Below are 13617 nucleotides of genomic sequence, written 5' to 3'. Positions count from 1 at the left end.
AACCCTTCTCCTCAGGAGAGTCACCCGGACACTGTGAGTTCAGAATCGTATAGCTACCCGAATGGCTGGATGATTATCACGATAAAAATACCAGGGGGTATCATGACCGCCAGAAATACTGTTTCCACTATTGTTAATCCTGTTGGCTCCATGCGGGTACTTTCCAACCGCGAAGTCAGCAGGCTTCAGGACACCAGCCAAAAAGGGCTGCACCGTTTATTTCGACAGTGCGCCCTGGCCATACTCAACTGTGAACAGGAAGGTGATGACACCGAAGAAATCATGGAGCAATTTCAGGATTTCGACATTCGAATTGTTCAGGAACACCGGGGGCTAAAGCTAGAGCTGATTAATGCTCCTGCTGACGCTTTTGTAGCCGGAAAACTGATCCGAGGCGTCAGAGAGAATCTGTTTTCTGTTCTAAGGGATATTCTTTATGTCTCTTCTCACATTACAGAAGACCCACGATTCACAGTAGAAAGCTCAACCGATATTACCCATCTGGTTTTCCAGATTCTCAGACATGCTGATGCTTTCATTACCAAGCAGGTTCCCAGCATTGTCGTCTGCTGGGGTGGCCACTCAATCGCCCGTCATGAATATGAATACACGAAGAAAGTTGGCTATCAGCTGGGCTTACGGGGTATGAATATTTGTACTGGCTGCGGCCCAGGCGCAATGAAAGGCCCTATGAAAGGTGCTTATATCGGCCACGCCAAGCAGCGTATCTCCAGAGGGCGATTCATCGGTTTGACAGAGCCCGGTATTATTGCCGCCGAATCACCTAACCCTATTGTTAACGAGCTGGTCATACTGCCTGATATCGAGAAACGTCTGGAAGCGTTTGTTCGTCTGGGTCACGGCATCACTGTTTTCCCAGGGGGACCGGGCACCTGCGAAGAAATTCTCTACATCCTTGGAATACTGCTCAATCCTGCTAACAAAGACATTCCTTTCCCTCTGGTATTCACAGGGCCAGAAGCTGCCAAGGCATACTTTGAGAAAATAGATGAATTTATTGGCAATACACTGGGAGAAGAAGCCCAGTCTCGATATCAGATCATCATTGATGACCCTCTGGAAGTCAGCCGAGCCATGCGAAGTGGCCTTGAACAAGTTACCCGGTTCCGCAGAAAACATGGCGATGCCTATTATTTCAACTGGCTACTTCAGATAGAGCAGGAATTTCAGGCTCCCTTTGACCCTACTCACGAAAACATGGCAAACCTTGAGCTAAACACACAACTGCCTGCTCACATTCTGGCGGCCAACCTGAGGCGCGCCATGTCAGGCATTGTCGCGGGTAACATTAAAGAGGAAGGCGTGACCCAGATCAGGGCGAAAGGACCCTATCAACTCACTGGTGAGCCAGAACTGATGAAACAAGTGGATAGTCTGCTGCAATCCTTTGTTGAACAGCATCGAATGAAATTACCAGGCAGCCATTACGAACCCTGTTACGAAATCAAAAACTGATCTTTACTGTCCAGGAAAGCGAAGAGTAATGTCTTCGCTTTCTCTCGTATGACAACACCCGAAAGTCGTATAAAAAACCCTTAAACTCTACTTGAGTGAAAAAGGCTGTCGTAATATACCCGCTGACCTGCTTACTTTAGTCATTTTAATGAATAAGCATCTTAGTCCCATTGGATTATTTTCAGTTTAAAACTTCGGACAAAACCCATCAGGTACGAGAAAAAACCAGCCTGGCAAAGGCATTTCCGACCGTTTCGAACACTATTCATCCAATTTATACCCAAGATTACGGGATGCACTTAACTTGAATAACGCTATCCGCTATACTGCCCGCGCCACCGGCTGGCTGATGAATCAAAGGTTGCAGTTTTTGTGCTGCCAACCTGTACAGAATAATTCCCACCGGTATTAAAATGCCTGCACAAATAGTCATGGGCATGAAAGCTTTCTCAAGTGAGCTCTTGTTCTGGAGGAGGAACAGGAACTCTCAGCAGAGCTTTCTTCTTCACCCGCCCAGCAATGTGCAGGACCGACATTCACTACAGGAACATCTGCAACTGTCCGACCAACCACTGCAGAAGTATCAGGGACGGTGACCGGACAGGCCGCACAGATGATGAGGGTAGATCCGTGCTAGAAGCCTACAGAAAACATGTCGAAGAGCGTGCAGCAGAAGGTGTCCCACCTAAACCATTAAGCGCCGAGCAAGTAACCGGACTGGTAGAGTTGCTAAAAAACCCACCTGCCGGTGAAGAAGAATACCTGCTGAACCTGCTGGAAAATCGCATTCCAGCTGGCGTAGATGAAGCTGCCTATGTAAAAGCTGGATACCTGTCTGCCATTGCTAAAGGCGAAGCTGAATCCCCACTGCTGGATAATAAAAAAGCTGTAGAACTACTGGGTATGATGCTCGGTGGCTACAACATTGAAACTCTGGTTGAACTGCTGGACAGCACCGAACTGGCTGAGCTCGCAGCGGAACAGCTGAAAAGCACTCTGCTGGTGTTTGATGCCTTCCACGACATCGAAGAAAAAGCCAAAGCGGGCAATACTCATGCTTCAGCCGTACTGAAGTCATGGGCTGACGCCGAATGGTTCACCAAACGCCAAACCGTTCAGGAAAGCATCAAGGTTGCCGTGTTCAAGGTTTCTGGTGAAACCAACACTGACGATCTGTCTCCAGCACCTGATGCCTGGTCACGTCCTGACATTCCAGTTCATGCCCGCGCCATGTACAAAATGACCCGGGATGGCCTGGAACCTGAAGAGCACGGTGTTACCGGACCTCTGAAACAAATCGACGAAATCAAGGCTAAAGGCCTGCCCGTTGCTTTTGTGGGTGACGTTGTCGGTACCGGTTCTTCACGTAAGTCTGCTACCAACTCTGTACTCTGGTACTTCGGCGACGATATGCCAGGCGTACCCAATAAGCGTGCCGGTGGTATCTGCATCGGTGGCAAAGTGGCTCCCATCTTTTTCAACACGATGGAAGATGCTGGCGCTCTGGTTTTTGAAGCTCCTGTTGAAAAACTGGCTATGGGCGATGTCATTGAGATTCGCCCTTACGACGGTAAAATTCTGTCTGAATCCGGTGAAGTTCTGTCTGAGTTCGGTTTTAAATCCGATGTTATTCTGGACGAAGTACAAGCCGGCGGTCGTATTAACCTGATCATTGGTCGTGGTCTGACTGACCGTGCCCGTGAAGCTCTGGGCCTGGGACACTCCGATATTTTCCGTCGTCCGGTTTCTCCTGAAGAATCCACCAAAGGCTTTACACTGGCTCAGAAAATGGTCGGAAAGGCCTGCGGTGTTGAAGGCATTCGTCCTGGCACGTACTGCGAGCCCAAGATGACAACAGTAGGTTCTCAGGACACTACTGGACCAATGACCCGTGACGAACTGAAAGACCTGGCTTGCCTGGGCTTCTCATCTGACCTGGTAATGCAGTCATTCTGTCACACAGCGGCTTATCCAAAGCCTGTTGATGTTGAAACTCATCACACCCTGCCCGACTTCATTATGAACCGTGGCGGTGTTGCCCTGCGTCCTGGTGACGGTATCATTCACAGCTGGCTGAACCGCATGCTGCTGCCTGATACAGTGGGTACTGGTGGTGATTCTCACACCCGTTTCCCATTAGGTATTTCCTTCCCTGCAGGCTCCGGCCTGGTAGCATTTGCTGCCGCTACCGGTGTTATGCCTCTGGACATGCCAGAGTCTATTCTGGTTCGCTTCAAAGGTGAAATGCAGCCTGGTATTACCCTGCGTGATCTTGTGCACGCCATTCCTCTTTACGGTATCAAGCAAGGCCTGCTGACGGTTGAGAAGAAAGGCAAGAAGAACGCCTTCTCTGGTCGTATTCTTGAAATCGAAGGCCTCGAAAGCCTGACTGTAGAGCAGGCATTTGAATTGTCTGATGCTTCAGCAGAGCGTTCAGCTGCAGGTTGTACGATCACTCTGTCTGAAGAATCCATCACTGAATACCTGAAGTCCAACGTAACCATGTTGCGCTGGATGATCAGTGAAGGTTACGGTGATCCTCGTACCCTCGAACGTCGCGCTCGTAAGATGGAAGAGTGGCTGGCCAACCCGGCCATGATGCGTGCAGATGCCGATGCTCAATACGCTGAAGTGATCGAGATTGACCTGTCTGAGATCAATGAGCCTATCCTGTGTGCTCCTAACGATCCAGACGATGCTCGTACACTGTCTGATGTTGCCGGTGACAAGGTTGATGAAGTCTTCCTGGGATCCTGCATGACCAACATCGGCCACTTCCGTGCTGCGGGTAAATTGCTGGAGCAAAACAAGGATCCTCTGCAGACTCGTTTCTGGATGTCTCCTCCTACCAAGATGGACAAGGCTCAGCTGGAAGAAGAAGGCTACTACTCCATTTACGAGGAAAGCGGTGTTCGTACAGAAATTCCAGGTTGCTCCCTGTGCATGGGTAACCAGGCACGTGTAGAACCAGGCGCTACTGTACTGTCTACTTCTACCCGTAACTTCCCCAACCGTCTGGGTGATGGTGCCAACGTATACCTGTGCTCTGCTGAGCTGGCTTCTGTTGGTGCTATTCTGGGCAAGATTCCTACTGCTGACGAGTACATGGAGTACGCTCAGAATCTGGATTCCATGTCCAGTGAAGTTTACCGTTACCTGAATTTTGATCAGGTAGAGACCTATCAGAAAGCAGCCGATGATATCATCGCAAAAGCCAGCTGATTAGCGACTTAATCGTCACTATAAAAATCCCCGCCTTCGTGCGGGGATTTTTTCTATCCATCAACAGATTTAAAACTTTTCGTTATCAGGGTTAAAGAGAGCGAACAGCTCCCCGAACAGTTAAGAGGGCATAACAATAAAGACGCCAACACTCACACCCGACTTTCAACAGTGGATTCTTAGCAACATTCCACTCCTGCAGACAATGCAGCTGCAGTTTGACGGCTTCGATAATGGGGTTCTTACCATGAGCTGTCCTCTGGAACCTAATATCAATGATAAAGGCACTGGTTTTGGCGGCAGTATCGGGGCATTAGCGACTATCTGTGGCTGGACCTACACAATGATTCATGCAAAAACAGCTTTGGAAGATCCAGAAGCTATGATTGTCGATCAATCCATGAAATTCCACGCCCCGGTCACCGGAACATTCACTGCCAGTTGCTCATCGGCCATTCCAGATGATTTCCATCAGCGTTTACAAGAAGGCAGAAATGGAAAACTTCACCTTGAAATAGCAATACACTCCAATGGGGAGCAGGTTGCTACCTATCAAGGGTTTTATATAGCCAGAAAGAGAACCTGATCAGTCGATGCATTGACGCAGCATTTCTTGCGTGTGCCGCCATTCGCCAGAAAACCGGCAGCTTTCTTTCAAAAAGCTGTCAGCCAGCCTTATGAGATACCACTCAGCCCTGAACACCCTTACCTGAAATGAACTGTTTATACTGAAAACTATCGGTAGATTTCTGGCGACAGCCCTGAGCTAAAAAAAGAATGAATCCAACGACTGATTCGGTCAGTTCAGCATCTAACTGGCAGATTTTCAAAAGCTGGGTAAAACACAAATTACGCTCAGCGTTTACCTGGAGCCGGAAAACCCGCGTACTGGAGGATCCTGCTGCCTTGCTGCAGGAAGCTAAAGCAAAGGGCGCCAATCCTTATGCCAGCCTAAGCCACCGAAAAGTTAAGCTGGACGATAACCCACAGTCACGCGTTAACCGATCTGTTCTGCAATCCAAAAGCGACTTCTCTCGAATAGGCATTGATGTCAATTCATTGCCCGAATCATCTGACCTCTTCGCAGAGTTTCATAATAAACTCCTGAGTCAGGCAAAAAGCCTCCAGAACAAGACTTACAAACAGGGCTCTCTGAAAGAAATGCAAACCTACTCCCAATTGGTGAATCAGGTGCTTGCTAAAAACTGGCCGACTGTACTCAAAGATCTCACATTGGGGCTCCCCGCAGAAGGCACCCATGAGCTTGCCGATTTTGTTCGCCCCCTTCAGATTCTTCTCACGCCTCATCAAGAAACGCCGGTCGAATCACAAGTCGGCACTGAGCCAAGAATACCGGCAGAAGAGCTACTGGAAAAAGAAGTCTTTCTATTATCCGGTGATATCAGCAAGATAAACGAATCACGAATACCTCCTATCCAGGCGATAGCTTGCCCATACACTCCGAAAGGCTCGAAAAATGAGACTTCACTACTGAATCAACTCTCCAGAATTGATCCTGGATTAGCCAGAAAAGGATTTTTGGAATCCATCAAAAAGATGAAGCCAGGACTGGCGGCCATTTCTCCCAGCCCCGCACTTCAAGGCAAAGGGTTCAGTCACATGGTTCACGCCATGCTTCCTCACTCCGATTCAAAAAACATTCATTCAGAGTTGATCAACACTTACCAATCGGTCATTGACGCCGCTCACAGAAAAAACCTGTCCAGTATTGCTATCCCCATATTCAGCACTGAACTGAACATTACCCCTCAAAGAGCAGCAACGATTGCCTGCGTGGCCATCAGTCGATATATGAGCAGTCACCCTCATAAAACCCGCCCCCCCAAGGTTTATCTGATTTGTCCAGGAACAGAAGATGGACAGAGCACTCTTCAATACATTAACCACTACTTGAGCCAAAAAGCTCCGAAGCCACCAACATTTGGGCACAGTTAGAAATAGGGAAGATGCGAATAAGTACTGAGGCCCTCTGGCCTGCCAGAAGGATTCAGAATCAAGGCATAAGGCAGTCTTTACTCTAGGAGCCTGTCGGACTTAAGGCAATTTCGGCCTGAAATCCAGAAAGAGCGGCCATCTTTTCCGTTGAATTTGCTTAAATAGGTCAACTATTCGCACAAATTCAGTGAAAAAGCTGACTCGTTCTACTGAATTTTATGCTCGGACGCTATTCTCGGTCAGCCTCCTAGAAACCCGCCAGAAGCCGTTTAAGCTCTGCTATCTCAATATCACTTTCCTTATAAGCCGCCTTAATATAGGTCTGGCAAAAAGCCATAACAGGTTCTGCGATCGAGTCATCCCATTTCGATATACGACGAGCAAAGCTTAACTCCGCCTCTCCTACTTCAGGGACAAAGCCTCTTCGAGCCATTTTTTTAAGGAAACGGCTATATATTTTTTGCAAAGGAGATAACCTTTGGCGACGATAGAGCAGAGTTAATGACAATATGAGAAGCGTCAAACTCACACCAAAAGTCAGGACAACAGCCTGCCGCCAGTAAAAGTCTTTGTCACCCAGGAGATCTCGAAGAAAGGTTTCCTGCTCATCTTTCTTGAAATTTACCACCGATCTCTGCCACTGATATTCTGCCTTTTCGAAAGCAAGCCTGACTTTATTGAGAATGCCTAGTTCTCGGTAGCGATAAAGAGATAACGGACTGTCAGGTAAAAAAGTTTCGGAACCGCCTATTGCAGCTTCCAGCCCTGATTCAACTCTCTGGGGAGAAACGGCAGCTGTGGGATCAAACCGAAGCCATCCCTGCCCTGCCACCCAGATTTCTGCCCAGGCATGGGCATCAAACTGCCTCACCTGAATAAGGTTGCCATCTTCCTTAAACTCCCCTCCCTGATATCCACCGATTACTCGCGCAGGCACACCTGCTGATCTCATGAGATAGACGAATGCTCCCGCATAGTGAGCACAGAACCCTTTCTGACCTTCAAACAAAAACTGATCAACCGAAGAAATGTCATCGTATAGAGGAGGAGATAAAGTGTAATAGAAGTTATTCTGACGAAAAAATGATAGCAATTGGCCTGCCATTTTCACCGGATCCTGCCCCGACTGATTGAACACTTTTAAAGCGTATTGCCGGCTACGATCATTACCCACATCGGGAATCTGAGTATTCAACTCGGTAAGCCAGTCTGGCATAGATATCGATCGTGGTTGTGGAACCACCCCATCCATAGAATATAACAATCGACTATCAACGGGCTGATCAGCTTCCAGTCTCATAGTCCTGAAGAAAAAACTGTTTTCAGTCACAGCACCGGCAGCACCCAGGGTATACAGCCAGGGCCTTCCTGTCGGCTCCATCATTACTTCATATTGATACCTGCTCTCACGATTCACCCACCAGCCAGACTTTTCAGGCTGCTGGCTGATCCAGTTCGTTCGAGGTAGACCCGCTTCGGAAAATGACTGATCGGATTGCTTCCAGGTCTTACCGTCGAATTGATCCAGCACCACTGCCCGCCAGTATCTTTGATTAGCCAACGGCACATCACCTGAGAATCGAGCGCGGAATACCAGTTCATCTGAACGACTGAGCCTGGCTATATCCCCGGGTGTCATAGCATCAGTTAAGCCGGTTCTGGCGCTGCTATCTGGCAGAGGTACAGACCAGAGTGGCCCCATACGAGGTACCAGGACAAACAAGAGAATAGTTAAGGGAACAGCCTGTAATGCCAAAGCCCCTGCAAACTTGAAACTGGAAGTAACGGGAGTAGAGCCAGAAGAACGAAACAAACCCTGCTGAGCTGCAATTAATATAAGAAGACAGAACATCAGATAGCCGGCTTGCAATAATGTCTGGGAAAACAGAACTGCGGTAGCCACCAGAAAATAGCCAATATAGACCACTACCAGAGCGTCTCTCTGGCTTCTCATTTCCAGCAGTTTCAGAGCATACCCTGCCGCCAGAATAGAAACCGAGGATTCCAGAGAGATCAATGGTTTAAAGCTGAGACCTACCGAACCAAGAGCTATCAAGATCAGTCCAAACCGTAACCATAAAGGCAACCAATGACCTCTACCCAGCAAAATCGCAATTCGCCACCCCGCTGAAAAGCACCCTAACAGAATGATAATCGCAGGTACCTGTTTCCAGACTGGTAATAACACCAACAAGAGTGCTGCAATTAACCAAAGCGTTGACGCTCTGCTAACCAGTGCACTAGCTAACATGGGTGCCTCCAGATTCCTTCTTGCCGTAGGAAAATAAGGCCAAAGCTTCAAGGCACTCTTTTAAATGTTGTCGCCCAATATTAGCTGCTACCTCTTTATCAGGAAGCGACAAACAGTATGGCTTGTTGGTGGACTCACATTGCAGACACCACCCAGTCAAAACAGATAATTTTTCCTCCAGCCCTCCCCCTGGAGCAAGCTGTAATGAGAGCTTTATTTGACTCCCTATGGGCTCTTCAAACAGCTTTGTATTCAACTCATTGGTTCTTGCATAACCTTTCCAGTCAACATGACCCGAAAGATCAGACGTTTTGTACCGCCGGAAGCCCGCAAAATCATCTTGTCCTGACTGGGTTTGAACCCCGGTTTCATCCCCAGCTCCTCTTGAGCTCGGTAAAGGATGAGAAAAGTCAGGCTTTGGGTAAATCAAAGCCTGACTATCAAACTGTACCCAACTCCATGCCCTGCAAAACCCTAGAGGGTAAACACTTTCTACCCTCATCCTGCCCGGCTGAAACCAACCTCTGACGTTGGCTTGAACCAGCAGCGTACTGTCCTGATTCTTTATAAATGAATAAGCTACTTGCTCATTGTCAGGCCAGCCTAATTTTACAGCGTGCCTGCTTCTACCACTCGATTGCAAAAGCAATTTAATCGGTATTAGCTCTCCTGCATGACGTGATTCAGCAGACTTGGAAACCAATGTAATGCCTGCAAGATTCCTCCAAGTATGAAGAATCGACAACATAAACAGGCTGATCATAAAAAAGGACAACCCGAAAGCCAGGCTATTAGCGTAGTTAGCTGCAAGAATAAAAATAAGTGCGACCACTGCAAGCCAGATATACCCTCCCTTAGTAGGAAGAATAAATATCTGCTTTTGATCCAGAGTAATATGCGATGCTGGAGGAATACGACGATCAAGCCATTTTAGATAACGCCGTTTAATTTCTAGTTTGAGCATTCGCTTAATAGCATTATTATTAATGGGTGGAGCTGACCCAAACGATCCATCTGACACGCCATTACCCCATGACTTGAGTGGTAGTCAGCAGTTCTCTGACAGACTTGCCCTGCTCTTTTACCTGCAATCTATGACCCACCACGGCTACAAAAACAGCCTGAACATCCTCGGGAATGACGTAATCCCGGCCTTCCATCCAGGCCCAGGCCTTTGCAGCACTCATCAAAGCCAAACCCGCTCGCGGAGACAACCCTACTTTGAAATACTCTGCTTCTCTTGTCTTAGTAATCAATCTCATCACGTAGTCCAGCAACATGTCTCCAACATGCACCTGAATGACTTCATTCTGCAATTTGATTAATTGCTCAGCAATCAGAAACGTAGACAGATTACCCAGCTCTACACGCCCAGCCTCACCTTTTAAAATAGCTTTTTCTGACTCTGGATCAGGATAACCCAGCTCCAGCTGCATCAGAAAGCGATCAAGCTGAGACTCAGGTAAAGGGAATGTTCCCTCCTGATAAACCGGGTTTTGAGTCGCAACAACGAAAAATGGATCTGGTAGAGGTTGCCGCTGGCCATTCACTGAAACCTGACGCTCTTCCATGGCTTCAAGTAAAGCGCTTTGAGTTCTGGGTGAAGCCCGGTTGATTTCATCAGCCAGTAAGAGTTGGGAAAACACCGGTCCGGACTGAAAAACAAAGGTGGAAGTATTCTTGTCAAACACGGTGACACCAGTGATATCGGCAGGCAACAAATCACTGGTGAACTGAACACGCTGATGGCCTAAGCCCAATACTTGGGCCAAAGCATGAACCAACGTTGTTTTACCCATGCCGGGCAAGTCTTCTATCAGCAAATGACCTCTGGCTAGAAGGCAACAAACGGCAAGCCTGATCTCCTGATCTTTGCCACGAATGATCTTGCTCAGAGCATGAATACATTGATTGACTTCATTCATTGGTAGGGATTCCGTTTTTATTCTTGATGACCCGGCTTTTTATAGAAATAAACATGACCATCAACGATGATCTATGTTTCTTGTGCTCTAGGAGGCTGACCGAGAATAGACAGCTCGGACGCTATTCCCAGTCAGGCTCCCAGGCTGTTTTATCGGCCAAATGACGCAAAAGAACAGAATTCCTTTTCTGCTCCAGACTGACTTGGCTTAAAGCTGCGCCAATCCTTTTTCGAGATCTGTTTTCAAATCTTCAAAATTTTCAAGACCTACAGCTACCCTGATCAGATTTTCTGAAATACCTGCTCTTGCCTTATCTTCATCAGAGAGGCGACAGTGGGTAGTCGTTGCCGGGTGAGTAATAGTCGTTCGGGTATCACCCAGATTGGCTGTTCTGGAAATAAAGGATACAGCATCCATCACTTTCCAGGCTTGCTCTCTACCACCTTTTACTTCAAATGCGAGCACACCACCAAACGCTTTTTGCTGACGCTTGGCCAGACTATGACCCGGATGAGATTCAAGACCACTGTAATGCACTTTTTCAACAGAAGGATGCTCTTCCAACCATTGGGCCAGTGCCATGGCATTTCTACAGTGCGCTTCCATTCTCAGGTTAAGAGTTTCGAGAGCCTTATAGAAGTTCCATGCATTAAATGGACTCATGGAGGCACCCGCAGCCCGCTGCCATAAGTGCATCTCGTTGATTAGCTCTTTACGTCCCACAGCCACACCGCCCATGCAACGACCCTGACCGTCAATAAATTTGGTCGTAGAATGAACGACAATATCAGCACCAAGCTTTAGAGGCTGCTGCAAAGCGGGTGTGCAAAAACAGTTATCCACCATCAGTAACGCATCGTTCTCATGGGCAATAGAAGCCATGATTTCCAGATCAACTACTTCTCCTAATGGGTTGGACGGCGTTTCAAGAAAAAGTAAGCGTGTTTCTGGGCGCATGGCATCTCGCCACTGCTGATAATCTGTAAAGTCTACAAAGGTCGTTTTAACCCCAAACTTATCCAGATACTTGGCAAAAACAGTTACTGTAGTACCAAAAACACTGCGTGAACAAATGACATGATCACCTGCTTTCAGCAGCCCCATGCACATACCCAGAATCGCTGCCATACCAGAAGAAGCCGCACAAGCCAGCTCGCCCCCTTCAAGGGCAGCCATGCGATCTTCAAACATTTTTACTGAAGGGTTGGTGTACCGTGAGTAAACATTACCTTCTTCATCACCCGCGAATACTGCCTGAGCCTGCTCAGCACTGTCATAGGTAAAACTGGAAGTCAGGTAAATGGCTTCACTGTGTTCTCTTTCACCGCTGCGGATAACGCCAGTCCTGATAGCCTGGGTTTCGAATGCCCATTGATCCTGGTGGTTACTCACGTCGTTGTCTTTCATTTCTGATCCTGATTACGAGCCTACTGCTTAAAGGCTCTGGGTATCTGCCAATCCTTAGCTTTCCAATATAAGTTTGGAAACTATCAGACAAGCAAGCCCCAGATGGCTGACAAGATGCCAAAGATAACGAAAAAAACCGATCGTTGACAGTAAAAATACCCATAAAACCGATAGCAAGAGCAGGAAAGAACCATAAATCAGAGAAGCCGGATTTATGGTAGTCTTGTACCCAGAAAATTGACTGACAAAGTCATTCTTTTTCTTTCAAAATCTGAATACTTTTATAGCTCGTGGCTGCTCAGGAAAAACGGAATGCCCCCTCATCTACTGTTAATTGATGCGCTTAACCTGATTCGCAGAGTTCATGCTGCGGTAAGAGCACCTGATGAAGACAGCCAGGTAGATGGTGCTGTTTCAGCCACCCTCTCATCATTAATTCGTGCCATTAAGGAAACATCTCCAACTCATTGTCTGATTGTTTTTGATGGTAACCCGCCTACTTGGAGACATGAGCTTTTTCCTGATTATAAAAAGGGTCGCAAGCCCATGCCCGACTCTCTAAGAAAAAGACTGGGAGACTTCAATCGAGCTTTCCAAAAGATGGGAGTCAAAACTTTCAGAAAATCAGGACTTGAGGCAGATGATGTCATTGCTGCAATAGCTTCAAAAGCCTCAAAAGCAGAGGTGAGAACCACCATTCTTTCAACAGATCGTATTTTCCTACAATTGCTGGCTTCACCACACATCAAGTTACGAGATCATTTTCAGAAGCTTGATTATCAAGGACAGAACGTACAAAACCTTTATGGTTTTGGCGCTGACAAGCTGACCGAATTCTGGGCCATTGCAGGCGTGGGAGATGTTCCTGGTGTTCAGGGTGTAGGCGACAAAGGAGCAACTGCCTTAATTCTGGAACACCAGACAATGAGTAATGTATTTTTACTGGCAGAGGATGCCAAGGGTGCGGCGGGAAAGGTTATCAAACAAAAAGACCAGGCACTACTGAGTTTAAAACTGGCTACACTGGCTTGTGATATTGAGGTAGGTGTTCGGATGAAAGACTTGAGATCGGGATAGGACGTAGCCTCACGGCTACGCTCCTCCCACAACACCCAGCATACGGGTCCGTACTGGGCGTTTCGGCCAGTTAAGCGGCCAACAATCTGATTAAACCTAACTTATCAAACCAACTATTGGGTAGCGCCATGTGTAACGCAGGACTCCGGCTCACTCGCCAATGTCCTTTTCCTGAAGCTACCGTTTGCCTTGTCAGTTTGTCACTGATTCCCTGCTTTCGCAGCTCCTTGTACCGCTTTGGGCTTCTTTTCCATTGATACCAGAGCAGACTTCGCAACCGCCTTCTTATCCAACAGTCAAAGT

9 protein-coding genes and 1 pseudogene are annotated in these 13617 nt (G+C 47.6%); 5 read left to right on the top strand and 5 right to left on the bottom strand.

Going from position 1 to position 13617, the window contains the following annotated elements:
• Window positions 1-102 precede the first annotated feature (102 nt).
• From ppnN to GZ78_RS25035, 4 genes are all read left to right on the top strand, one after another.
• Complete coding sequence (gene ppnN, locus GZ78_RS25050; RefSeq protein ID WP_034842588.1) at window positions 103-1476, top strand: nucleotide 5'-monophosphate nucleosidase PpnN; 1374 nt, start codon at window positions 103-105, stop codon at window positions 1474-1476.
• A gap of 630 nt (window positions 1477-2106) precedes the next feature.
• Complete coding sequence (gene acnB / locus GZ78_RS25045) at window positions 2107-4698, top strand: bifunctional aconitate hydratase 2/2-methylisocitrate dehydratase (protein ID WP_034842841.1); 2592 nt, start codon at window positions 2107-2109, stop codon at window positions 4696-4698.
• Window positions 4699-4828: 130 nt separating this feature from the next.
• On the top strand, window positions 4829-5284 hold the full coding sequence (locus GZ78_RS25040; protein ID WP_330217637.1) for a YiiD C-terminal domain-containing protein: 456 nt from the start codon (window positions 4829-4831) through the stop codon (window positions 5282-5284).
• Between the two features lie 191 nt (window positions 5285-5475).
• Window positions 5476-6654: a macro domain-containing protein gene (locus GZ78_RS25035; RefSeq protein WP_034842586.1), complete on the top strand. Its 1179-nt coding sequence runs from the start codon at window positions 5476-5478 to the stop codon at window positions 6652-6654.
• A gap of 247 nt (window positions 6655-6901) precedes the next feature.
• Here the strand turns inward: GZ78_RS25035 and GZ78_RS25030 are convergent, their stop codons facing one another.
• The 4 genes from GZ78_RS25030 to GZ78_RS25015 all read right to left on the bottom strand — a co-directional run bounded on the left by GZ78_RS25030 (window position 6902) and on the right by GZ78_RS25015 (window position 12237).
• A complete protein-coding gene (locus GZ78_RS25030; protein ID WP_051786507.1) occupies window positions 6902-8905 on the bottom strand; it encodes a transglutaminase TgpA family protein in 2004 nt (667 codons plus the stop codon).
• Window positions 8895-9926: a DUF58 domain-containing protein gene (locus GZ78_RS25025; protein WP_236631679.1), complete on the bottom strand. Its 1032-nt coding sequence runs from the start codon at window positions 9924-9926 to the stop codon at window positions 8895-8897. Before GZ78_RS25025 ends, GZ78_RS25030 begins: the two co-directional genes overlap by 11 nt.
• Before the next feature lie 4 nt (window positions 9927-9930).
• Window positions 9931-10830, bottom strand: coding sequence for an AAA family ATPase (locus GZ78_RS25020; RefSeq protein ID WP_034842171.1), 900 nt, complete (start codon window positions 10828-10830; stop codon window positions 9931-9933).
• Between the two features lie 207 nt (window positions 10831-11037).
• On the bottom strand, window positions 11038-12237 hold the full coding sequence (locus GZ78_RS25015; RefSeq protein ID WP_051786508.1) for an O-succinylhomoserine sulfhydrylase: 1200 nt from the start codon (window positions 12235-12237) through the stop codon (window positions 11038-11040).
• Window positions 12238-12549: 312 nt separating this feature from the next.
• Here GZ78_RS25015 and GZ78_RS25010 point away from each other — a divergent pair, with 312 nt between their 5' ends.
• Window positions 12550-13314, top strand: coding sequence for a 5'-3' exonuclease H3TH domain-containing protein (locus GZ78_RS25010; RefSeq protein WP_034842173.1), 765 nt, complete (start codon window positions 12550-12552; stop codon window positions 13312-13314).
• 70 nt (window positions 13315-13384) lie between these two features.
• Here GZ78_RS25010 and GZ78_RS30525 read toward each other — a convergent pair.
• A pseudogene (locus GZ78_RS30525) lies at window positions 13385-13617 on the bottom strand (hypothetical protein); the annotation flags it as partial.

The sequence above is a fragment of the Endozoicomonas numazuensis genome, assembly GCF_000722635.1.
In the GTDB taxonomy this organism is placed as follows: Bacteria; Pseudomonadota; Gammaproteobacteria; order Pseudomonadales; family Endozoicomonadaceae; genus Endozoicomonas_A; species Endozoicomonas_A numazuensis.
The sequence above is the reverse complement of the archived record's forward strand: the minus strand, read 5'-3'. Positions and strand labels throughout refer to the sequence as shown.

Coding starts and splice junctions, on each gene's coding strand:
- ppnN (WP_034842588.1), top strand. CDS start 103: ATGACCGCCAGAAATACTGTTTCCACTATTGTTAATCCTGTTGGCTCC.
- GZ78_RS25035 (WP_034842586.1), top strand. CDS start 5,476: ATGAATCCAACGACTGATTCGGTCAGTTCAGCATCTAACTGGCAGATT.
- GZ78_RS25030 (WP_051786507.1), bottom strand. CDS start 8,905: ATGTTAGCTAGTGCACTGGTTAGCAGAGCGTCAACGCTTTGGTTAATT.
- GZ78_RS25020 (WP_034842171.1), bottom strand. CDS start 10,830: ATGAATGAAGTCAATCAATGTATTCATGCTCTGAGCAAGATCATTCGT.
- GZ78_RS25015 (WP_051786508.1), bottom strand. CDS start 12,237: ATGAAAGACAACGACGTGAGTAACCACCAGGATCAATGGGCATTCGAA.
- GZ78_RS25010 (WP_034842173.1), top strand. CDS start 12,550: ATGCCCCCTCATCTACTGTTAATTGATGCGCTTAACCTGATTCGCAGA.